The organism is Pseudomonas sp. F-14 TE3482 (genome assembly GCF_053629455.1).
Map to the genome: position 1 here is coordinate 6,031,859 of NZ_JBRJII010000001.1, position 21,174 is coordinate 6,053,032.

Below are 21,174 nucleotides of genomic sequence, written 5' to 3' on the forward strand. Positions count from 1 at the left end.
GGGGCTTGCCCCCGTTCGGCTGCGCAGCAGTCGTAAAAACCGAAAAATGCGGTCTGCCCGATACAACCGGGATGAATGGTTTTGGGGTCGCTTCGCGCCCCAACGGGGGCAAGCCCCCTCGCCACAAAGGCTAAACCTCTGGTTCATGCCGGCTCGGCGACCTTGACCGCCTTCAACTCGGCCTCCCGCGCCTGGGCATCGGCCAATCGATACAACTCGATCGAACCGTCCCAATGCTCGATCAGCGCCGTGCACGACTCCACCCAATCCCCGCAATTGAGGTAATCCACCCCGCCAACCTTGCGAATCTCGGCATGGTGAATGTGCCCGCACACCACCCCGTGCAACTCGCGTTTGACGCATTCGTGGGCGATGGCTTCTTCAAAATCGCTGATGAAGCTGACGGCGGTTTTGACCTTGTGCTTGAGGTACGCCGACAACGACCAGTAGCCGTAGCCATAACGGGCACGCCAATGGTTGAGCCAGCGGTTGAGCGTCAGGGTGAATTCGTAGGCCGAGTCGCCGAGGAACGCCAGCCAGCGGTGGTAGCGGGTAATTACGTCGAACTGGTCGCCGTGAATCACCAGCAGATGACGGCCATCGGCGGTCACATGCACGGCTTCGTCCACCAGCTGGATGTTGCCCAAAATCAGCTTCGAATAACGGCGCAGGAATTCGTCATGGTTGCCGGTAACGTAAATCACTTCTGTGCCGCGCTTGCTCATGGTCAGCAGGCGACGGATTACATTGGTGTGTGCCTGCGGCCAATACATGCCGCTGCGCAGTTTCCAGCCATCGATGATGTCGCCGACCAGGTAGACCTTGTCCGCGTGGTAGCCCTTTAGAAATTGCGACAGGTGTTCGGCCTGGCAGTCCCGGGTGCCCAAATGCACATCGGAAATCCACAAGGTCCGCACACGTTGCTTACGGCTGGGTTTGGCGAGCTCGGCGCTGGTCATGGGCAACCCTCAGGACAAGTTTTGGCAAGCTTGCGCCGGTCGAGTTAACTGCCCATGACAATCGCAAGTCAGTCCTGTGACAACGCGAGTCGGGCCGCACCCGGTGTAGACTGGCGACCTGCACAGGAGACCTGCGATGAGACCGATCCTCACGCTACGCCAATACACCCACGACCTGATCGTCCACAGCCATGACCACGCGCAACTGGTGTTCGGGCTGTCGGGTGCGCTGGATTTCGAGGTCGACGGTCGTGGCAGTCAGGTGGTGCAACAGAGTTTCATAGTCGTGCCGTCCGGTTTTCATCATGCCTGCGGCAGCGCCAACGGCAGTCGTTGCCTGGTGCTGGATGTGCCGAGCGACCAGTGGGTTTCGCAGTCCCTTGGCGATCACGCCGAAGCCAGCCGCCGCTTGCTCGACAATGCCGGTCGCCTGTCGCTGGACGCCGGGCAAAGCCAACTGGTGAGTTGGCTGGCGGGCAGTCAGATCAGTGATCCGCTGATTGCGCAGCAAGGCGCGGTGCTATTGCTGGCCAGCCTGAACAACGCCAAACCCGACAGTGTGGGCGGTCGGCGCCTGCCCTATGCGGCGTTGAATGCGCACATCGATCAATACGTGGCCTATCCACTGCAAGTCGCCGACCTGGCGCGCATTGCCGGCCTGTCCAGTGCCCGGTTGCATGCGCGGTTCGTGGCGGAATGCGGGCAAACGCCGATGGACTACATTCGCAGTCGTCGTCTGCACATTGCCGTGGGCCTGTTGCGCGATTCGGCGTTGCCCATTGGCGAAATCGCCTGTCGGGTCGGCTACAGCTCGCAGAGTGCGTTCGCCGCGGCAATGCTGCGTGAGTTCGGAGCCTCGCCCGGTAAATTACGCCGCGAGGCGAATACCGGTTGGCTAATAGATAGAACGAGCAATCAGTAACCTGTGGCGAGGGAGCTTGCTCCCTCGCCACAGGTACAGTGCCAGGCCTGACTGGCAGGTGTTAGGGCAAAAAATCCGTCAGGCGCGAGGCCGGCGACAAGAGACGATAGTTTGCCGACAGACACGGCAAGTCATTGCGCGGTTCAATGGTCTGGTCCAATACATTTATCAAGGATTGCAATGACTCCCCGTACCGCCCTTGGCGCTCTGCATATCGGTGCACTGATGTTCGGCCTGACCGGCGTATTCGGCAAACTCGCCGCCGCTTCGCCGGCCATCATCGTGTTCGGCCGTGCCGCGTTTGCCGTCCTCGCCCTGGCGTTTTTCGCACGGTTCGCAAGCGGTACCCGTTGGCAGAAACTCGACGCCGTGGACCTGCGTCGCCTGCTGCTCAGTGGCTTGCTGCTGACCGGGCACTGGGTGAGTTTCTTTATCGCGGTGAAGGTCGCCGGGGTGGCAATCGCGACACTGGGGTTTGCCAGTTTCCCGGCGTTTACCGTGATCCTCGAAGGGCTGATCTTCCGCGAGCGCATCCGCGCCAATGAAATCCTGCTGGTGGTGCTGGTCAGCATCGGATTGGTGCTGGTCACACCGGATTTCGATCTGGCCAGCGGCGCCACCACTGGCCTGCTATGGGCGGTGGCTTCCGGCTTGTTGTTCGCCCTGCTGTCCCTGACCAACCGTGCCAGTTCTGGACGAGTTCCGCCAGTGCAGGCTGCGCTGTGTCAGAACGTGGTGGTTGCGATCTGCCTGCTGCCGGTGGCGGCCCCCCAATTGAGCGAAGTGAGCACCATCGACTGGCTGTGGATCGGCCTGCTCGGGGTGTTCTGTACCGGCGTCGCCCACAGCCTGTTCGTCGCCAGCCTGGCGGTGATCAAAGCCCGTACCGCGTCAGTGGTGTTTGCTCTGGAGCCGGTTTACGGCATCACCCTGGCCTGGTTGTTGTTCGATGAAAATCCGACCCTGCGCATGTTGATTGGCGGCGCGCTGATCATCGTGGCCATCGTGGTTTCCAGCCGGTTGTCCGGCAGTTCAAGCAAGAACGCCGTGGCGGCGCAAGCCCCGTCTCACTGAGTGCGGTCGTTGTGGCCCAGGTCGCGGTCCGGATCGATCTGATCACGGACCCGCTGCTTGAGCACCTTGGCCTCGGGAAAACCACCGTCGGCCTTGCGCTCCCAGAGCTGCACATCGTCACAGAAAATGTGAAAAACCCCGCCGGTGCCGGGCACCAGAGATACTTTGCCCAGATCGTCGCCGAAGGTACTGAGCAGTTCCTGGGCCAGCCAGGCAGCGCGCAACAGCCATTGGCATTGCGTGCAATAGGTGATGACGATTTCCGGTTTACGTACGGTCATGATTGGCAAAACTCCTGGGCCTGGGGGCGTCGCCATGATAAACCGCATAACCGAAAATCTTCAGCGAATACCGGCCAACAGAGTCCGCGCTGTCTCTTTGAGCGGTTCGTCACCTTCTTTGAGCAGCTCGTTAAGCAGTTCGATGGCGCTGTCCAGATCGCCGTCGTCGATGCAGGTCTGGGCCTGTTCAAGTTTACCCGCACTGCTAGGCCCCGCCGGTTCAAGATCCATCAATTCAGCACTGAGCGGCTCAAGCTCCAGCGGCTGGCCGGGATCGCTGAATTCGTTGAGAAAGGTCTCGTCCAGAGATTGAGCGTCAGGTTCTGCGATCCATTCAAGCTCGGGCTCGTCCAGCGTCGGCTCCTCGGGCATTTCGAAAACATCGGGCAACACATGTAGATTCGAGGTGAACCCGGGGTCGTCTACCTGCTCTGGCTCATTCGACGGTTTAGCGCTGGATGATGAGTTTTCGAAGGGGCTGATCAGGTCCCAATTCGAATCCATCGACAGGTCATCGAGGTTCAACTGGAACTCATCGCTCGGTGCCGCTTCAGGGATTGCAAGCGTGGGAGGAACCACTGCCACGGCGGCGACCACCGGTGCGGCGCTGATCAGTTTCGGATGCCGGGCGCGGATGTCCTGAAGTTGCTGTGCATCGAACCCGGCGTCGCGCAGGCTACTTTCCTGCGCGTCATAAGCTTGCACATCACCCTGTTTACCGAGGACTTCCAACAACTGCACAGCCAGATCGGTGCGCTGGGGTTCCCTGACCAACGCATCTCGCAACAAACCGGCTGCCTCGGACAAACGGCCATATGCCAGATAGATGCCCACCCCTTCCAGCACGTCGCCTGCGGGAATCTCTTCGGCCGCTCCGGCTAGCGGTTGCGGCCGGGGCGCCGGACTGGCCGGTTCTGTTGCGCGGCTGAGCACCGGTTCATGACGCGACGGCAGCACGGGGAACGGCTCGGACTGGACCTGAGCCTGAGCCTGCTGTCGTTGGCGGCGAATGTAGACGGCGAGCGATAGCAACGCCACCAGTGCCAGCAACCCGATGATCAGCAGCCACGGAGTCGATTCAGATTCCTCTCCTACAACGGGCACCGGTGCCGTCACCTGGGGCACGACCGGCTCTACCGGCGCCTGTTTGACTTCCGCCAATTGGGTTTGCAGCTCGATCACCTGCTTTTTCTGGCCGGCGATCTGCTCGTCCTGAGCCTGAAGCTTGGCATTGAGTTCATCGATGGTCTTCTGCAACTGTTGGTTCTGCAGCACGCTGGCGGCCAGCTGTTCGGCAATAGCATCATTCCCGGGCACGGCAGCTGGTTTATCGATATCAGGCTTGGGCGTCGCCGCCTTCGCAGCAGGTGGCGGTGCAACAGCCGGTTCGACGGACGGGAACGCGGAAGACTGAGGGCGCGGCGCGGGGTCGTCGTTGACGGGAACAATGCCCGGTGACCCCGGAGGATCGATCAGCACTGTGTACTCGCGCAGCAAACGCCCGTTGGGCTGATTGAGCTGCACCAGAAAATTCAGGAAGGGTTCATTGACCGGTTTGCTGGAAGTTACCCGGATCAGGCTGCGGTTACCCCGCAGGATCGGTGTGAACTTCAGGTCGTTGAGGAAGAACACCCGCTCAACACCGGCGCGGCTGAACTCGTCCGCCGTCGCCAGGCTGACCGATAGCTCGCCCTCCGCCAGGCCGCCAGCGTCCACCAAAGCAATGTCGGCATTGAACGGCTGATTCAACGCCGAATGCTGGGTGATCTCACCCAACCCGAGCGCAGGGGCCAATGCCGAGTAAGTGACAGCACCACCGACCAGCAGCAGCCTGGTGCAACACCGCAATACAACGTGCCAACTCTCGAGCATGAGCATCCCTTAGATAACCTGAACCAACCTGTACGTATTCGCACATCCGGTACGAACACGATATTGCCTAGTAGTTCTTTATAGTCTGCCCAACGGGGTATCTCAAAAGTCCGGCGCGTGGTTATGCCTCAAGATTTTTCCAGGTTACCCAGGATGTGCCCGTGGACGCGCATGCAGATTTTCAAATCCGCCTCATCAACGCCTTCGAACAGTTCGTGGCGCAATTGAGTGGCAATGGTTTCAATTTGTTCGATCAAGGGCCGGGCCGGGGCACAGAGGACGATTTTTTTTGCCCGACGGTCTTCCAGCACGGATTGGCGTTGCACCAGGCCCTGACTTTCCAGGCTGTCGAGCAGTCGGGCCAGAGTGGGCCCTTCGACGCCGACGCTTTGCGCCAGTTCACGTTGGGTGGGGGCAGTCTCGAAACGTGCCAAATGCAGCAGCACCAGCCAGCGCGCCTGGGACAGACCCAGGCCAGCCAATCGGCGGTCCAGTTCGGCACGCCAGCCCCGAGACATCTGGGCCAGTTGCATGCCAAAGCGGTGTTGATCGGTTAACGGCATAAAACACTCATGGTTAGACTGAAAATAGAGAAAAGCTAATTATTAGTCAGCTAAGCATGACCTTTGGCTATAGGCAAGGCTTGCTCCTGTACTGAATCGTTACATCTATGCCGCAGGTCATTCAGACTTCGAATTCCGACTGCAGGGCGGCACGAACGCAATACAAAACGCCTTCCGGAACTCTTCCCGCGAACAGCGCGGCAATCTCTGACACCGATGGCAACTCGCCCTCGCCGTCGAGGAAAGCGTCCTGAACTTCACCCATCAACTCTTCAGGCAAGTCCAGCGCCTGTTCCAGTGACAGCTGCTGCTTGCCGATAGCCTCGGCAAGCATTGTGTAAACGTTCTTTTCCGAGCATTGCAACTGACCGGCGATCTGCAGCGGAGTCATGCCGGCCCGGGCCAGCGTGATCAACTCGTGACGCACATCGGCCACCACTTTCGGCGCCTCGACCTGGCCGCCGAGCACTTCGAGGAAGGCCTCGCCGTAACGTTCCAGTTTGCGCGCGCCGACACCGCTGACCGTGGCCATTTGCGCCAGCGAAGTTGGCTGGCTGCGGAGCATTTCCAGCAGCGTCGAGTCGGGGAAGATGACGTACGGCGGCACGCCATGCTCTTCGGCCAGTTTGCGGCGCAGTGCACGCAAGGCTTCCCACTGTTCGCGTTCTTCACCGCGAACCAGTTGGCTGGCCTGGCTCTTGCTGCTTTTGGCGGTGGTTTGCGGCTTGAGGTCGCGGCGCAGTTCCAGGGTCACTTCGCCCTTGAGCAATGGCCGGCAGGTATCGCTCAGGCGCAGGCCGCCGTAGCCTTCGAGGTCGATGTCCGCCAGACCACGGGCAACAAGTTGTCGGAACAAGGAGCGCCATTCGCTCTCCCCCATCGCTTTGCCTACGCCGTATACCGACAAATGCTGATGACCGAAGCTGCGGACCTTTTCGTTGTCCTTGCCCAACAACACGTCAACCAGATGACCGACGCCATAACGCTGACCGGTGCGGTAGATTGCCGACAGCGCCTGACGGGCCGGCTCGGTGGCGTCCCAGGTCTGCACGCCGTCGACGCAGTTGTCGCAGTGGCCGCAGGGCTCGGGCATGTCTTCGTCGAAGTACGCGAGCAGGGTCTGGCGGCGGCAGCGGGTTTCTTCGCAGAGCGAGAGCATGGCGTCGAGCTTATGCTGCTCCAGACGCTTGTGGCGCTCGTCGCCTTCGGAGTTTTGCAGCATCTGCTTGAGCATCACCACGTCTTGCAGGCCGTACGCCATCCAGGCATCCGCTGGCAGGCCGTCACGACCACCGCGACCGGTCTCCTGGTAATAGGCCTCAAGGGACTTCGGCAAATCGAGGTGCGCGACAAAACGTACGTTAGGCTTGTCGATGCCCATGCCGAACGCTACGGTGGCGACCATGATCAGCCCTTCCTCGTTGAGGAAGCGCTTCTGGTGATGGGCCCGCGTGTCGTTGGCCAGGCCGGCATGGTATGGCAACGCCGGAAAACCTTGCTCGCTGAGGAACACCGCTACTTCATCAACCTTCTTGCGCGACAGGCAGTAAACAATGCCGGCGTCGCTGCGCCGCTCGGCGAGGAACGCCAGCAACTGCTTGCGCGGCTGTTCCTTGGGCACGATGCGATAGAAAATATTGGGGCGGTCGAAACTCGAGAGGAAACGCTCGGCATCCTGCAAATGCAGGCGATCGACGATTTCTTCCCGGGTGCGCTTGTCGGCGGTCGCGGTCAGGGCAATGCGCGGAACGTTGGGGAACAATTGCGCCAATTGGCCCAGTTGCAGGTATTCCCGACGGAAATCGTGACCCCATTGGGACACGCAGTGCGCTTCGTCGATGGCGAACAGCGCGATTTCAAGGCTTTGCAGGAAGGCCAGCATCCGTGGCTGAACCAGGCGCTCGGGCGCCAGGTAGAGCATTTTCACCTCACCGCGCTTGATCCGCGCTGCCAGATCACGCTGTTGCTCAGCGCTCAGCGTGGAGTTCAATGCCGCCGCGGCGACACCCAGCTCTTCGAGGGTCGCGACCTGATCGTCCATCAGCGCAATCAGCGGCGACACCACCACCGCCAGGCCTTCGCGCAGCAGCGCCGGCACCTGAAAGCACAAGGACTTGCCGCCCCCGGTAGGCATCAGCACCAGGGCATCGCCGCCACTGGCCACGCGCTCAATGATTGCACCCTGACGGCCACGGAAACTGTCGTAGCCGAAGATGTCCTTGAGGACGCGTTGAGCCTGTTCGAGCATAAAAACTCCAAAAATCACCGAAACATCCCTGCAAGGCTGGTTCAGAATCATGAAAGCTGCACCGACAAATCGTAAGTGCGCATTGCATGACGCTGCATATCTCAGCCGTGACGCCAGCAGGGCATCACAAAACGCGCGAGTATACCCGAGCCCTCCCCTGCAAAGGGCGCCGCTGAGAAGAGGAACGCAATGCAATACCTGTGCGGGCTTGCCCGCGATGGCGGCGTGTCAGGCGAAAAATGTATTGGAAGTACCGGCCTCATCGCGGGCAAGTCGAATCGTCGCACCGCCGCTCCCACAGGGATTGGGCCAGACTGGCGGTATCGACAACCACAGAATCCCCCCGCAAGGCTGCAAATATGCCGCGCGGCTGGCCCAAGCGCTCAAGAAGGCCTAGAATTCCCGCATCGTATATTCCCCAAGGTAGCCCTTTAATGTCCTTCGCTGAGCAACTAACCCGCCTGCAAGTCTTCCTCGACGCCGACGAGCTGCATGACGAGGCGCTGGACTACGTGGCCGCCCACGGCTACCTCACCGCGCTGTCGATCTGTTCCGAGAGCGTTCCCGACCGTGAATGGATCGACGCGCTCTTCGCCGAAGAGCCGCATTACGCCGACGACACCGAGCGTGAAGCGATCGAATCCACCCTGCTGCTGCTCAAGGCACACATCGCCCGCCAACTGGCGTCCGACGAAGAGTTCGAGCTGCCATGCGAGCTCGACCTGGGCGACGACCCGGACGATTCCGACCTGCGCGGCTGGTGCATCGGCTTCATGGAAGGCGTGTTCCTGCGCGAAGCGGCCTGGTTCGAAACCGCCGAAGACGAAGTCAGCGAAATGCTGCTGCCGATCATGGTCGGTTCGGGTCTGTTCGACGAACAGCCTGAATTCTCCGACATCGCGGCCGACGCCAACCTGATGGACGACATGATCGTGCAGATCCCGGAAGCCCTGACCGCGCTGTACCTGCTGTGCAACGCGCCAGACGAAAAACCGGCGATTCTCAAGCCACGTCACCACTAAGGTTTTGCCTATGGACAACCCCATAGGCAACCGCCCCCTGATGTTGCGCTACGTGCTGCTGGCCATCGGCTGGCTGAGCGTAGCGCTGGGGGTGATCGGGATTTTCCTGCCGGTGCTGCCCACCACACCGTTCCTGTTGCTGGCGGCCGCCTGTTTCGCCCGCAGTTCGCCACGCTTCTATCAGTGGCTGGTGGAGCACCCACGGCTTGGGCCGTGGGTTCGCGATTACCTGGATGGCAATGGCATTCCGCTCAAAGGCAAGGTCTATGCGATCGGGCTGATGTGGGCGAGCATCCTGTTCTCTTGTTATCTGGTACCGCTGCCGTGGGCGCGGGGGTTCATGCTGACCAGTGCGGTGCTGGTGACGGTTTATATCCTCAAGCAGAAAACCCTGCATAAACCCTGATCCTTCTGCAATGAAGGACTTCTGTGGCGAGGGGGCTTGCCCCGTTGGGTTGCGAAGCGACCCCAAACCCTGCGACCCAATTTTTCCTGACACATCGCATGAGCTAGTTTTACGACTGCTGCGCAGCCGAGCGGGAGCAAGCTCCCTCGCCACAGTAAGCAAACTGCTGACGTCCTTTCGTCCGACGACCTGCCCTACCCCGCCCAAATCAACGCCTAGACTTCAGACATCTGCACTCGAGCAGCCAGACATGTCCCGCAGTCCGCGTAGCCCAGGATGGTCAACGCTCCGACTTCGGTTCGGCGGATGGCTGCTGCTGATGAGTTTTCTGCTGGTCGGGTTGGGCAGTGTCCGGGCCGACCGTGATTTTGCGCAGATTCTGCAAACGGCTGAAAAACGCTACGGCCCCCTTGGCCCGGCTCGGGGGCGGATCGAGGCCTGGAGTCAATTGCTGCAAAGCGAACTGAACCAGCCTGAGCGCGAACAACTGAACGCGGTTAATCGCTTCTTCAATCAACAACTGAATTTTCAGGATGACATGCGCATTTGGCGTCAGACTGATTACTGGGCCACGCCGGTGGAATCCTTGATCAAAGCCGCTGGCGACTGTGAAGACTACGCCCTGGCGAAATATTTCAGCCTGCGTCACCTCGGAATTCCCAGCGAGAAACTGCGCATCACCTACGTCAAGGCCCTGAACCAGAATCAGGCGCACATGGTGTTGACCTTCTACAGCAGCCCCACAGCCGATCCGCTGGTGCTGGATAACCTGATCGGCGAGATCCGCCCCGCGTCCCAACGCAAAGACCTGCTGCCGGTGTATGCCTTCAACGCCGAAGGCCTGTACTTGCCGGGAGCCCATGGCGGCAAACGCAGCAGCGACTCGAAAAAACTGTCGCGCTGGCAAGACGTGCTGCAAAAGATGCAAATCGAAGGGTTCGCCGTGGGCGAAGGCTAGCCGCTACAGCAAGGAGCGTTTTATGTCACTGCGCAAACAGTTGTTCCTGGCCATTTGCCTGTTCTTGCTGGTGGCTTTCAGCGGCAGTTTTTTTGTCAGCCTGGAGAGCTCCCGTGAGCAGGTGCTTAGCCAGTTACGCTCCCATGCCCAGGACGCCGCCACGGCGCTGGGCCTGTCATTGACGGCACAGATCGACGACCCGGCGATGATCGAATTGATGGTCAGCTCGATTTTCGACAGTGGTTATTTCAGCAGCATCCGGGTCATCGACATCGAAAATGAACAGGTGCTGGTGGAACGCAGCGCACCCGCACAAATAGAAGGCGTTCCGCAGTGGTTTGTGAGCGTGGTCAATCTGCGCCCGCAAGGTGGTGACGCACTGATCACCCGTGGCTGGCAGCAGGCGGCGCGAGTCGAAGTGTTGAGCAATCCGCAATTCGCCTTGGCCAAACTCTGGGACAGCACCCTCGGCAGCCTGATCTGGCTACTGATTTGCGGACTGCTCAGCGCTGTGTTCGGTGGCTGGTTGTTGCGCCGACAACTGCGCCCGCTCGACAACATGGTCAAACAGGCAGAAGCCATCAGCAAACGCGAATTCCGCAGTTTGCCGAAACTGCCGCGCACACCGGAGCTCAAACGCGTGGTGCTGGCCATGAACCAGATGGTCGAAAAGCTCAAAGCGCTGTTCGCCGAGGAGGCCGCGCGCAGTGAAAATCTGCGAGCCGAATCTTATCAGGACGCCCTGACAGGCTTGGCGAACCGGCGCTTGCTGGATGAACAATTGGCCGACCAATTACTGGTTTCCGAGCAAAGCCGCGACGGTCATTTGCTGATGCTGCGGATCAATGACCTGATCGGCCTCAACCAACGCTTGGGCGGCCAGCGCACCGATGCCCTGATCAGTGCCGTCGGCGAATTGCTCAAGCGCCTGACGCAACCGCCGGAGCGTCGAACCTGGCTCGCGGCACGCAATCGCGGCGGCGAATTCAGCTTGTTGACCCCAGGCCTGGACAGCAAGGATGCTGCACGCGTGGCCAGCGAAATCAGCGCCACCCTGGAAAACCTGCGTCTTACCGGCGCCAGCGACTGTATGCCGGTGGCGCACCTGGGCGTGGTCGCCTATCACCCCGGCGAACCGGCGAGTGAGGTGCTGCTACGCCTCGATCAGGCGCTGACCCAGGCCCGGCAACATCCCGAGCGCCCCTGGATATACCAGGCCCACGCCGATACCGCGCCGAACCATTCCCAACACGACTGGCGCAGCTGGATCGACGAGGCACTGACCGAGGGCAAGATGCAGTTGTATTTCCAACCGGTGGTGCAGTGCGCCGACACTAGCCAGGTGCTGCACCACAAAGTCCTCGCTCGCCTGCTCGATCCGCAGGGCGAGGCGATTGCCGCCGGGCATTTCCTGCCGTGGATCGAACGCCTTGGCTGGTCGGCGCGATTCGATCTGGCGATGCTCGAAACAACCCTCGAATACCTGGCCGCCAACCGTTGGCCCCTTGCGCTGAGTCTGTCCGGCAGTACCCTGCGCGATCAGGCGCAGCTGCAACATATCCTCGACCTGCTCGAATCACTGCCAGAACTCGCGCCGCTGCTGATCCTGGAAATCGACGAACGCCAACTGCCGCCCCCCGAAGAATTGCAACGCCTGAGCCACAGCCTGCTCAACACCGGTTACCGCATCGGGTTGCAGCATTTCGGCGGCAGCTTCAGCCAGATCGGCAACCTGACGCAACTGGGGCTGGCTTACCTGAAAATCGACGGAGCCTACATACGGGGTATCGATGAACAGACTGACAAGCGCCTGTTCATCGAGGCGATTTTCCGGGCGACCAACAGCATTGATTTGCCGTTGATTGCCGAGATGGTGGAAACGCAGGGCGAATTGGAGGTCATTCGGGAGCTGGGTTTGTTTGGGGTGATGGGAAGATTGATTGGGCCGCCGGAGCCGATGTGAGCCAGCCACAAGCAGGCTCCCATAGGTCAGGGCCGGCGATCCTCAACCCGAACCTGACTCTTGCTCCAATCGGTAAGCAGGCTGTAAGCCACGGCCAGCAATGTCGGGCCGATGAATAAACCGATAAATCCAAACGCGATCAACCCGCCAAACACCCCGAGCAGCACAATCACCAACGGCAAATTCCCGCCCCGGCTGATCAGGTACGGCTTAAGCACGTTGTCGACGCCGCTGATAATGAATGTCCCCCAGCATCCAAGGAACACCGCCATCCCGTACTCGCCCTTCCAGGCCAACCACGCCGTGGCCGGAATCCACACCAACGGCGGCCCCATCGGAATCAGGCTGAGCAGGAAGGTCACGACCCCCAGCACCAACGCTCCGGGCACACCGGCAATCAGGAAGCCGATCAACGCCAGAATAGCCTGAGCCGCCGCGGTGCCAATCACCCCATTGACCACTCGCTGCACGGTACCCGCCACCAGCTCGATGTAATAGCCGGCACGGTCACCGATCAGCCGCTCCAGCAGCCCATGAACAAACACCGCCAACCGTGGCCCGTCGCGGTAGAAAAAGAACACGAACACAATACTCAGCGTCAGCTCGAGAATTCCGCCGCCAATCTGCGCACTGCGCGCCAGTAACCAGTTACCGACCTGCCCCAGATAAGGCTTGATCGCCAGCATCATCGCCGCGCCTTGCTGATCGATGCTGTTCCAGATACCCACCAACCGCTCGCCGACCAAGGGAATACCGCCCAGCCAGGTCGGCGCCTCAGGCAGTCCATCGACCTGTATATCCTTGATGAGCACCGTGGCATCGCGCACATGGTCCGCCAGATTGAACCCCAGCCACACCAGCGGCGCCGCCACCAGCACCATCCAGCCGAGTGTCAGTACCAGCGCCGCCAGGGATTCACGGCCATTGAGCCAACGGGTCAACAAACGCATCAGCGGCCAACTGGCAAACGCCAGCACCGCGCCCCAGAACAGCGCCGACCAGAACGGCGCCATCACCCAAAAGCTCGCGCCAAACAGCACCAGAAGCAGAATTTGCACCAACAGCCGATCGTTATTGGGCATGTATGATCCTGAAAAAAGTCAGACGAAAAAGTCAGTCAGCAAAGAGTAGGCGAACGCGCAGAACGCGCTCGCCCAATGAAGCTTATCGCAACAGCTCGAAGTGCAGACCAGAGCCTTCGACGTTGCCGGTTTCCATCCGTGCCGCCCGTACGCCCTGGCCGATCAGCGCCTGACGCCAGGTTTCGGCATTGGGCCCCGAAACATTAACGCGCAGAGTGGTGTCCAGGTTCAGGCCTCGGGAAATCAGACGCAGCCAGGTTTCGTCCGGGTCGCCGCCGAGTTTGGGGAAATCGAGTTTTCCAGTGCTTTTTAGCTGTCGCAGCAAGGTCGCGGAAGTGGGCACCAAATCGCCCAATGGTGCAGCAGCGTCGAACTGCTCGACGTGCAGATAGGCTTTGCGATTGCCGCGAGTGATGCTGTAGAGCGCCACCAGTGTGTTGTCTTGAGGGGCTGCCAGACGCAGCAGTAGATAAGCCTGCTGATTATCGGCGCCATACAGCTTGGCGTTGCCGAAGACTTCATTGGCCCACAGACTGCTTTCGCCACAATCCCGGGCCTGGCACCAGAACAGCAACTCGGCGCCCTGTTTCTGCAAGGCTTCGCGAGCGGTGGTGAAGGCATCGGTCGAGGAATGCTCCGGTGGCAACTCGTAAGTCACCGAGGTGGTTTGACCCCGGGCGGTGACTTGGCCGTCAAAGCGCAGCTGGCCACTGATCTTGCGGATCGAACCCAGCGGGTAGATCCGCTCAAGCTCGACAGCCGGGCGATAGTCGACGATCTGCGCATCGGCCATACGCGGCACGATCGGCAAGTCCTGACTGCCAGGGATATCAGCGGCAAATAACAGAGGACTGAAACAACACAGCGCCAGAAGACTGAGAGAACGCATGGATAGACTCATCGAATCAGCATGGCCTGGGCGCCCTTGATGACACTGTCGTCATCGATGCGCTCGGGCACCAGTAGACCGCGTTGTACCGCAGGGCGCGCCTCCATGGTCGCCATCCAGCGCTGCAAGGCTGGCAAGCCATCCACCGCGACACCGGACCATTCATGGCCACGTATCCACGGAAAAGTCGCGATGTCGGCAATGCTGTATTCGCCCGCCAGGAACTCTACGGCTTGCAGACGGGTGTCGAGCACTTCATACAAGCGCCGGGTTTCATGTTGATAGCGGTCGATGGCGCCCTGGAGCTTTTCCGGAAAATAGCGGAAAAACACATTGGCCTGGCCCTGCATCGGGCCGATTCCGCCCATCTGGAACATCAGCCACTGCAGCACCACCGAGCGCCCTTTCGGGTTCTGGGGCAGCAGTTTGCCGGTCATCTCGGCGAGGTAAATCAGGATCGCACCGGACTCGAACACGGCGAAATCGCCATTGGCGCGGTCGACAATCGCCGGAATCCGTCCATTGGGATTGATCTTGAGAAAGTCCGGGGACTTCTGTTCCTTTTTGTCGAAACTCAAGGCATGCACCGTGTAGGGCAGGCCGAGTTCCTCGAGCACGATAGAGACCTTGTGGCCATTCGGGGTCGCAGCGGTGTACAGATCTATCATGGTTGTCTCCCATTTCAACCCGCCCAGCCTCGACAGTTGCCCGACGCAAGTCAAGGAATGGCGAAGAACCGATTGAAACAGTCTGCGACAAGGTCTGCACCGGATTCGTCATTCAGGTGCAAATGATGGCCGCCAGGCAACTGTTCCCGGCTAAAGGGTAGACGCTCCAGCAACTCTGGATGTTTGGCGAGCATTCCGTCAGCTGCAACCACCAGGTGTGCGGGACAACCGACGCGCTGGACGAAGGCCATAGCCTGTTCCGTGGTCAGACGTAGCGGCGATGGCAGGGTCAGGCGGTTGTCGGTGCGCCAGGTATAACCGCCGGGCACCGGCATCAAGCCGCGCTGGGCCAGCAGTTCGGCGGCTTCGCGACTGACCGCCACCAAGCCTTTCATTCGTGCTTCGATGGCGCGGTCGAGGGTGTTGTAGACCGGCTTGCGTTTTTCCCGCAGATCCAGCTGCGCTTGCAGGGCCATGCCCATGCGCTCGGCGGCGTTTTCGCCTTTGTCTGTAGGAGGAATGACGCCATCGATCAAGGCCAGATGCGTGACCCGCTCCGGCAACGACCCGGTCAGCACCAGCGAGACGATCGCCCCCAGGGAATGTCCCAGCAGCGCAAAACGTTTCCATCCCAGCTGCTCGGCTACTTGCAGCACATCGTGGGCGTAGTCCCACAACGCATAACCGGCGCCGTTCGGCCGATGCCCCGAGTGACCATGCCCGGCCATGTCCAGCGCGATGATGCGCAAGCCTTTGAGCTTGGGCGCCAGCCGGGCAAAGCTGTTGGCGTTGTCCAGCCAGCCGTGCAAGGCGATCACCGGCAAGCCGTCCTCGGGACCGAACAAGTGCGCCGCCAACTCGATATGCGGCAGGCTCAGGCGAACTTCTTCGACGACGCTGTTCATGCGCAATCCTGTTGGCGGCGACCTTCCCAGCGACTGAACAGATTCTTCAGCAGCGTGGCCGTGTCTTGTGGACGTTCGAGGGGAAACATATGGCCACCGGGCATGGTCAAGGACTCACCCAGGGGCATGCGCCCGACGGAACGGGCGTGATGACGCATCACCACGCGGCTCTTGTGCCCGCGAACCACCGCCAGCGGCACTTTCAACTGCCGTGCACGGCCGGGGCTGGTATGGGGCACACCGCGGTAGATGCTGATTTCCGTGGCCGGGTCGAAACGCAGGCGCAGCTTGCCGCCGACAGTGTGCAAACCATGTTGAAGATAGGCGTCGAAGCATTCCGGATCAAAGCCACGAAACAGGGTTTTACCGGCGAAATACAGGCGGGCCGCGTCCAGATCGGCGAACTCTTCCCGTCGTCCCAATGTGCGGCCGGCCGGAGTGAGGCGATCGATGAAACCGAAGCGCTTGGCGGCGCGGATTACCCATTGATCGGCGCGGGTCAGCACCGGCGAATCGAGCATCACCACGCCGCGATACAGCTCGGGGCAACGTAACGCGGCGTGTAAATGCAAGACGCCGCCAAAGGAATGGCCGACGCCCCAGACCGGTTCCGGTTGCTGCTTGAGGTGATGGATCAGTTCGTCCACCAGATTGTTCCAGTTGTCGTCCGCCGGAAAACGCGGGTCATGGGCGTGCTGCTCCAGATGCGTCACCTGATACTCGGGCGCCAGCGCCGCGAACAACTTGCCGTAGGTCCCCGAAGGAAAGCCATTGGCGTGGGCGAAAAATATCTGTTGCGACATACCTGCAAATCCATGAGCGAGAACGGGGGTTGATTGTCCGTAAGACGGAGTCCTACAGCAATGACCGTAACTGACAGGAATGATGACAGTCGGGTCAGGGCTATGACCATTCAGCATTCACTGAAAATCTTGTGGCGAGCGAGCTTGCTCGCGCTCGGTTGCGCAGCAGCCGCAAAACCGGCGAATGCGGTGTGACCAGAGAGCGGTGTATTCCGGGTTGGGGCCGCTTCGCGACCCAGCGGGAGCAAGCTCCCTCGCCACAAAAATTTTCCAGCCATGAGTCTTTGACTTGATCAGGAATCAACGCGCCGGCGGGTTCTCACCCAATGGCACCACCGCCATGGTCAGCCGCGACACGCAACTGGCCTTCCCTTCATCACTGCTCAAACGGATATCCCAGACATGAGTGGTGCGACCAATGTGAATCGCCTTGGCCACCGCCGTCACTCGCCCACTGCGCAGGCCGCGCAAATGGTTGGCGTTGATTTCCAGGCCCACGCAATAAAACTTGCTGGCGTCGATGCACAGGTAACTGGCCATCGAGCCGACGGTTTCGGCCAACACCACCGAGGCGCCGCCGTGCAGCAAACCAAAGGGCTGATGCGTGCGATGGTCGATGACCATACTGGCAGTCAGGGACTCGTCATCGAAGGCTTCAAAGCGAATATCCAGCACTTCGCTGATGGTATTTTTTCCGATTGCGTTCAACTGCTCGACGTTGGGAATGGTGCGCCACAGACTCATCGTTACGTTCCTTTGCTGGAGTTGTTCGTGGCTCAATCCTGCCACAGCACCGCCTCGCTACGCTCGCTCCATTCTTCAAAGCGCGCACCGTAAGCCGCTTCGATCATGTTGCGCTTGATCTTCAGGGTCGGTGTCAGGAAGCCGTTTTCCACCGCCCAACTGTCCTTGACCACCACCAATCGACGCAAGCGCTCATGCCTGTCGAGGACGCCGTTGACTTCCTCCAGCAATTTTTCCAAGCTTGAATGCAAGCCTGCCCGGGCCGATCCCTTCGCGTCCTGTTGACCGACCGCCGACAACACGCACAACCCCAGCGGGGCGCTCAGCCCATCGCCAACCACGCACACTTGTTCGATCCGCGCATGCACCGCCAGGCGATTTTCAATCGGTGCCGGGGCGACGTATTTGCCTTTGCTGGTTTTGAAAATTTCCTTCAGGCGCCCGGTCAGGCGCAGGTTGCCTTCGGCATCTTCCTCGCCCTTGTCGCCGGTACGCAGGAAACCGTTCTCGGTGATCGCTTCGGCGGTTTTCCCGGGTTCCTTGAAATAGCCGAGCATGGTCGCGCCGCTGCGTACCAGAACTTCGCCAGACGGTTCGATGCGCACTTCGACTTCCGGGCATGGCTTGCCGATCCAGCCGGGTTTGTTCTGACCCGGCAAGCCGATGTGGGAATAACCGCAGCTTTCGGTCATGCCGTACACCTCCAGCACATCCAGCCCCAGTTTTCGGTACCAGAGCAGCAAGGTCTGCGGCACTGGCGCCGCACCGGACAAGGCGATGCGCAAGGCGTCCAGCCCCAGCCCGGCAAGGACTTTGTGCCCTACCCGTTTGCCAATGAAGGGCAAGCCGAGCAGGAAGTCGAGGCGTTTAGCCGGGATCTTGCTGTAGACGCCCATCTGGAATTTGGTCCAGATTCGCGGCACGCCGAACAGCGCGGTCGGCCGGGCACGTTTTAGATCAGTGAGAAAGGTATCGAGGCTCTCGGCAAAAAATACCGTTTGCCCGGTATAAATCGACGCCAACTCGACAAACATCCGTTCGGCGACGTGGCACAGCGGCAGGTAGGACAGCAGACGATCCGACTCATTCAAGCCAAACAACTGCGTGCCGCGAGTGGTGGCAAATCCCAGCGTGCCGAAACTGTGCATCACACCTTTGGGCTGACCCGTGGTGCCGGAGGTGTAAATGATGGTCGCCAGCTGATCGGCGGCGGGTTTTGGGTCGTCCTGAATTGGCGAACTGCGCTGCAGATCGGCCCAGCTGAAATCGAAGGGGCCGGCCGGGCACAGCGGCAGGCTGATGGTTGGCAGGTCGGATCGGACCCCGGCGGACATGCCCGGCCAGTCATCCAGCTTGCCAATGAATGCCAGCGCAGCTTCGGAATGATCGAGCACCTGGGCCACGGAATCGGCGGTCAGATTGGGATACAGCGGCACCGAGACATGCCCGGCCATCCAGATCGCCAGGTCGGCGATGATCCAGTGGGCGCAGTTTTTCGAGATCAGCGCGATGTGGCTGCCTTGCGGCAATTCGCGAGCCCGCAGCCAGTGGGCGGCACAGCGCGCCTGATGGCCGACGTCGGCCCAGGTCAGCGTCTCGACCTGACCGCCCCCCGTCGGCTGCACCAGAAAGCGCTGGCGGGGATGACGGGCTTCACGCTCGTAGAAGGCGTCCAATGGCAAACGGGAAGCAGCAGACATGCGACTTGCTCCATTATTTTTTGTCTGGAGCAAGCGTAGTCAACCAAGCAAGTGCTTGGTTAAATTATTTGAGGGTGGAGCAAGATCAAAAGATCGCAGCCTGCGGCAGCTCCTACAGGGGAATGCAAAACCCATGTAGGAGCTGCCGCAGGCTGCGATCTTTTGACGTTAAGGGTGCTTGATGCCGTTGAGCTTCATCGACCCGATCAGCAGTTCATTGTTCTCAAGCTCAGCCAGGCCGGCGGTGCTGACTTTTTCCGGTGGATGGCCGGCGCCATGCTGCAGATAGCTCAGCAAGTTGCCCACCAGCGGATTGTGACTGACCAACAGGACTTCACTCACCGATACGAGCTGCTCCGCCACCTTGTCCGGATCGGTATCCGGGGTCAGCCAGTCGACGGTGCGAATCTCCGGCGCGAAACCGAGCGCCGTGCGCACAATTTCTGCCGTCTCCTGCGCTCGCTGATAAGGACTGGCATAAATGGCGGTGAGCGGCTGGCCGATCAATTGGGCCGCAGCACGCAACACCTCTTCACGGCCGTGGGCGGTCAATGTCCGCTCGGAGTCGGGGCGAGTACCGTGAGGCTCGGCTTCACCATGACGCAATACCCAGAGTTTCATAGTTTCGGTTCCTCATCTCGAGCCGGATGCGGTGCTGGCGCCACAACGTGCGGGGCTTCACCTTCCGGTGTACGCGGCGTCGGCCAATCGGCGAACGGCCAAGGCTTCTGGTCGCTGTGAAAGCTGCCGAAACGACCGATCTGCGCCAGGAACTGGCTCAGGCTGTCGCCGAAGTTCATCAGGCTGGCGCTCGGGGCGCCATAAATCAAACGATAGATCAGCTGCACAAACACCACCGCACCGAGGATCAATTGCGCCACTTGCCAGACCAGCACATAGACAATCATCCACAGCACCCGCAGCAGGATGGATTCGTACTTGGCTTCTACCTTCGGATCATTCATGTTTCGCTCCCTGCCCTGTAGATGGGGTATTTAGTTGAAACCGCTGGTGGAGATAAAATCGACGTCGGTTTTAGGCTCGGCACGCATCAGTAGACCGATGACCTGCTCCAGCGTGCGCCCTTCGAAGAGGATGGCATGCAATCCGGCGACCAGCGGCATATACACGCCTGCTTCCTGCGCCTTGGCCTTGAGTACCTTCAGGGTGTTCACGCCTTCGGCGACTTCGCCAAGACGCGTCACCGCATCCTCAAGGCTCAAACCCTGACCGAGGGCAAACCCGACCTGGTAATTCCGGCTTTTGGGCGAGGAGCACGTCACGATCAAGTCGCCCACGCCCGCCAACCCAAGGAACGTCATTGGGTTGGCGCCCTGATTCACCGCGAAGCGGGTCATTTCCGCCAATGCCCGGGTGATCAGCATGCTCTTGGTGTTTTCACCCATGCCCAACGCCACCGCCATGCCGGCGATGATCGCGTAAACGTTTTTCAACGCCCCGCCCAACTCCACGCCATAGCGGTCGGCGCTGGCGTACACACGAAAGGTCTTGCCGTGCAGCGCTTCCTGGACTCTTTGGCAAAGCGCTTCGTCTTCGCTGGCGACCACCGTGGCGGTCAGCGCGTGCTCGGCGATTTCACGGGCCAGATTCGGGCCCGACAGCACGCCGATGCGCGCTTGCGGGGCGATCTCTTCGAGGATTTCGCTCATCAGCTTGAACGTATGGGCTTCGATGCCTTTGGTCAGGCTCACCAGCAGTTTGCCGCTCAAACGTTCGGCGTGAGGGACCAATACCGAGCGCAGCGCGCTGGACGGCAGCGCGACGAAGCACAGGTCGCAGGCCTCCAGGGTGGCTTGCAGGTCTGTGACCGCTTCCACTGCCGGAAGAATCTTGATGCCTTTGAGGTAACGCGGGTTCTCACGATTGACCCGAATGGCTTCGGCCTGTTCGGGGTCGCGCATCCACAGCCGGACCTGATGCCCATTCTCGGCCAACAGATTAGCCACGGCGGTACCAAAACTTCCGCCTCCCAGGACCGCAATTGGGCGCTGTTCAGTCATATGCAATCCGTTAATCCATACCAGTGGCGATGCCGGCATTATACGGAGCGGCCCGGTCGCGGCCAGCCCCAGCGTCAATTACCGACACTTGTAG

At 60.3% G+C, this 21,174-nt stretch carries 21 protein-coding genes; 6 read left to right on the forward strand and 15 right to left on the reverse strand.

The genetic code is table 11. The annotated features are described in order from the left end of the window. Positions 1–143: 143 nt before the first annotated feature. The gene (locus AB7M26_RS27405; RefSeq protein ID WP_095051704.1) at positions 144–959 is read right to left on the reverse strand and encodes a UDP-2,3-diacylglucosamine diphosphatase; all 816 of its coding nucleotides are present in this window, start codon (positions 957–959) and stop codon (positions 144–146) included. Between the two features lie 136 nt (positions 960–1,095). On the opposite strand from AB7M26_RS27405, the gene AB7M26_RS27410 reads away from it, so the two are divergent. Together AB7M26_RS27410 and AB7M26_RS27415 are read left to right on the forward strand one after the other, a co-directional pair. Then, positions 1,096–1,881, forward strand: a complete 786-nt coding sequence (locus tag AB7M26_RS27410; RefSeq protein ID WP_429387037.1) for a helix-turn-helix transcriptional regulator — start codon at positions 1,096–1,098, stop codon at positions 1,879–1,881. 180 nt (positions 1,882–2,061) lie between these two features. Continuing rightward, positions 2,062–2,955: a DMT family transporter gene (locus AB7M26_RS27415; RefSeq protein ID WP_429387040.1), complete on the forward strand. Its 894-nt coding sequence runs from the start codon at positions 2,062–2,064 to the stop codon at positions 2,953–2,955. Here AB7M26_RS27415 and AB7M26_RS27420 read toward each other — a convergent pair. The 4 genes from AB7M26_RS27420 to recQ form a co-directional block, all read right to left on the reverse strand. Then, entirely contained in the window at positions 2,949–3,236 is a 288-nt protein-coding gene (locus AB7M26_RS27420) for a SelT/SelW/SelH family protein (protein ID WP_123495945.1), read from the reverse strand. The two genes, AB7M26_RS27415 and AB7M26_RS27420, sit on opposite strands and share 7 nt — an antisense overlap. A 60-nt stretch (positions 3,237–3,296) precedes the next feature. Beyond that, positions 3,297–5,108, reverse strand: a complete 1,812-nt coding sequence (locus tag AB7M26_RS27425) for a FimV/HubP family polar landmark protein (protein WP_429387044.1) — start codon at positions 5,106–5,108, stop codon at positions 3,297–3,299. A 128-nt stretch (positions 5,109–5,236) separates the two neighbouring features. Further along, complete coding sequence (locus AB7M26_RS27430) at positions 5,237–5,671, reverse strand: MarR family transcriptional regulator (protein ID WP_429377564.1); 435 nt, start codon at positions 5,669–5,671, stop codon at positions 5,237–5,239. Positions 5,672–5,792: 121 nt separating this feature from the next. Continuing rightward, positions 5,793–7,919 carry a DNA helicase RecQ gene (recQ, locus tag AB7M26_RS27435; protein WP_429387047.1) on the reverse strand — a complete coding sequence of 709 codons (2,127 nt, stop codon included), beginning with the start codon at positions 7,917–7,919 and terminating at the stop codon, positions 5,793–5,795. Between the two features lie 434 nt (positions 7,920–8,353). Between recQ and AB7M26_RS27440 the strand changes: the two genes are divergently transcribed. The 4 genes from AB7M26_RS27440 (at position 8,354) to lapD (ending at position 12,268) form a co-directional block, all read left to right on the forward strand. Further along, the gene (locus AB7M26_RS27440; protein WP_205887150.1) at positions 8,354–8,941 is read left to right on the forward strand and encodes a UPF0149 family protein; all 588 of its coding nucleotides are present in this window, start codon (positions 8,354–8,356) and stop codon (positions 8,939–8,941) included. Positions 8,942–8,951: 10 nt separating this feature from the next. After that, complete coding sequence (locus AB7M26_RS27445; protein WP_123495942.1) at positions 8,952–9,347, forward strand: YbaN family protein; 396 nt, start codon at positions 8,952–8,954, stop codon at positions 9,345–9,347. 250 nt (positions 9,348–9,597) lie between these two features. Beyond that, entirely contained in the window at positions 9,598–10,305 is a 708-nt protein-coding gene (gene lapG / locus AB7M26_RS27450; protein ID WP_123495939.1) for a cysteine protease LapG, read from the forward strand. A gap of 22 nt (positions 10,306–10,327) precedes the next feature. Further along, complete coding sequence (lapD, locus tag AB7M26_RS27455) at positions 10,328–12,268, forward strand: cyclic di-GMP receptor LapD (RefSeq protein ID WP_429387050.1); 1,941 nt, start codon at positions 10,328–10,330, stop codon at positions 12,266–12,268. Positions 12,269–12,294: 26 nt separating this feature from the next. On the opposite strand, the gene AB7M26_RS27460 is transcribed toward lapD, so the two are convergent. The 10 genes from AB7M26_RS27460 to AB7M26_RS27505 form a co-directional block, all read right to left on the reverse strand. Further along, complete coding sequence (locus AB7M26_RS27460; protein ID WP_429387052.1) at positions 12,295–13,350, reverse strand: AI-2E family transporter; 1,056 nt, start codon at positions 13,348–13,350, stop codon at positions 12,295–12,297. Between the two features lie 82 nt (positions 13,351–13,432). Next, a complete protein-coding gene (locus AB7M26_RS27465) occupies positions 13,433–14,239 on the reverse strand; it encodes a DUF4892 domain-containing protein (RefSeq protein ID WP_192345661.1) in 807 nt (268 codons plus the stop codon). An 8-nt stretch (positions 14,240–14,247) separates the two neighbouring features. Then, positions 14,248–14,907: a glutathione S-transferase family protein gene (locus AB7M26_RS27470; RefSeq protein ID WP_429387055.1), complete on the reverse strand. Its 660-nt coding sequence runs from the start codon at positions 14,905–14,907 to the stop codon at positions 14,248–14,250. Between the two features lie 50 nt (positions 14,908–14,957). Then, on the reverse strand, positions 14,958–15,812 hold the full coding sequence (locus AB7M26_RS27475; RefSeq protein WP_429441052.1) for an alpha/beta hydrolase: 855 nt from the start codon (positions 15,810–15,812) through the stop codon (positions 14,958–14,960). Further along, on the reverse strand, positions 15,809–16,615 hold the full coding sequence (locus AB7M26_RS27480; RefSeq protein WP_123495927.1) for an alpha/beta fold hydrolase: 807 nt from the start codon (positions 16,613–16,615) through the stop codon (positions 15,809–15,811). The genes AB7M26_RS27475 and AB7M26_RS27480 overlap by 4 nt, the downstream gene beginning before the upstream one ends. A gap of 300 nt (positions 16,616–16,915) precedes the next feature. Continuing rightward, positions 16,916–17,359, reverse strand: coding sequence for a hotdog fold thioesterase (locus AB7M26_RS27485; RefSeq protein WP_123495925.1), 444 nt, complete (start codon positions 17,357–17,359; stop codon positions 16,916–16,918). Between the two features lie 32 nt (positions 17,360–17,391). Next, on the reverse strand, positions 17,392–19,059 hold the full coding sequence (locus AB7M26_RS27490; RefSeq protein WP_429387060.1) for an AMP-binding protein: 1,668 nt from the start codon (positions 19,057–19,059) through the stop codon (positions 17,392–17,394). A 168-nt stretch (positions 19,060–19,227) separates the two neighbouring features. After that, positions 19,228–19,680, reverse strand: a complete 453-nt coding sequence (sixA, locus tag AB7M26_RS27495) for a phosphohistidine phosphatase SixA (protein ID WP_429387063.1) — start codon at positions 19,678–19,680, stop codon at positions 19,228–19,230. Continuing rightward, positions 19,677–20,024, reverse strand: coding sequence for a DUF4389 domain-containing protein (locus AB7M26_RS27500; protein WP_008011673.1), 348 nt, complete (start codon positions 20,022–20,024; stop codon positions 19,677–19,679). The genes sixA and AB7M26_RS27500 overlap by 4 nt, the downstream gene beginning before the upstream one ends. Positions 20,025–20,054: 30 nt before the next feature. Then, positions 20,055–21,080: an NAD(P)H-dependent glycerol-3-phosphate dehydrogenase gene (locus tag AB7M26_RS27505; protein ID WP_123495919.1), complete on the reverse strand. Its 1,026-nt coding sequence runs from the start codon at positions 21,078–21,080 to the stop codon at positions 20,055–20,057. Positions 21,081–21,174 lie beyond the last annotated feature (94 nt).

Coding starts and splice junctions, on each gene's coding strand:
- AB7M26_RS27460 (WP_429387052.1), bottom strand. CDS start 13,350: ATGCCCAATAACGATCGGCTGTTGGTGCAAATTCTGCTTCTGGTGCTG.
- AB7M26_RS27420 (WP_123495945.1), bottom strand. CDS start 3,236: ATGACCGTACGTAAACCGGAAATCGTCATCACCTATTGCACGCAATGC.
- AB7M26_RS27410 (WP_429387037.1), top strand. CDS start 1,096: ATGAGACCGATCCTCACGCTACGCCAATACACCCACGACCTGATCGTC.
- sixA (WP_429387063.1), bottom strand. CDS start 19,680: ATGAAACTCTGGGTATTGCGTCATGGTGAAGCCGAGCCTCACGGTACT.
- AB7M26_RS27480 (WP_123495927.1), bottom strand. CDS start 16,615: ATGTCGCAACAGATATTTTTCGCCCACGCCAATGGCTTTCCTTCGGGG.
- AB7M26_RS27425 (WP_429387044.1), bottom strand. CDS start 5,108: ATGCTCGAGAGTTGGCACGTTGTATTGCGGTGTTGCACCAGGCTGCTG.
- recQ (WP_429387047.1), bottom strand. CDS start 7,919: ATGCTCGAACAGGCTCAACGCGTCCTCAAGGACATCTTCGGCTACGAC.
- AB7M26_RS27470 (WP_429387055.1), bottom strand. CDS start 14,907: ATGATAGATCTGTACACCGCTGCGACCCCGAATGGCCACAAGGTCTCT.
- lapD (WP_429387050.1), top strand. CDS start 10,328: ATGTCACTGCGCAAACAGTTGTTCCTGGCCATTTGCCTGTTCTTGCTG.
- AB7M26_RS27500 (WP_008011673.1), bottom strand. CDS start 20,024: ATGAATGATCCGAAGGTAGAAGCCAAGTACGAATCCATCCTGCTGCGG.
- lapG (WP_123495939.1), top strand. CDS start 9,598: ATGTCCCGCAGTCCGCGTAGCCCAGGATGGTCAACGCTCCGACTTCGG.
- AB7M26_RS27405 (WP_095051704.1), bottom strand. CDS start 959: ATGACCAGCGCCGAGCTCGCCAAACCCAGCCGTAAGCAACGTGTGCGG.
- AB7M26_RS27490 (WP_429387060.1), bottom strand. CDS start 19,059: ATGTCTGCTGCTTCCCGTTTGCCATTGGACGCCTTCTACGAGCGTGAA.
- AB7M26_RS27475 (WP_429441052.1), bottom strand. CDS start 15,812: ATGAACAGCGTCGTCGAAGAAGTTCGCCTGAGCCTGCCGCATATCGAG.
- AB7M26_RS27465 (WP_192345661.1), bottom strand. CDS start 14,239: ATGCGTTCTCTCAGTCTTCTGGCGCTGTGTTGTTTCAGTCCTCTGTTA.
- AB7M26_RS27415 (WP_429387040.1), top strand. CDS start 2,062: ATGACTCCCCGTACCGCCCTTGGCGCTCTGCATATCGGTGCACTGATG.
- AB7M26_RS27505 (WP_123495919.1), bottom strand. CDS start 21,080: ATGACTGAACAGCGCCCAATTGCGGTCCTGGGAGGCGGAAGTTTTGGT.
- AB7M26_RS27440 (WP_205887150.1), top strand. CDS start 8,354: ATGTCCTTCGCTGAGCAACTAACCCGCCTGCAAGTCTTCCTCGACGCC.
- AB7M26_RS27430 (WP_429377564.1), bottom strand. CDS start 5,671: ATGCCGTTAACCGATCAACACCGCTTTGGCATGCAACTGGCCCAGATG.
- AB7M26_RS27445 (WP_123495942.1), top strand. CDS start 8,952: ATGGACAACCCCATAGGCAACCGCCCCCTGATGTTGCGCTACGTGCTG.
- AB7M26_RS27485 (WP_123495925.1), bottom strand. CDS start 17,359: ATGAGTCTGTGGCGCACCATTCCCAACGTCGAGCAGTTGAACGCAATC.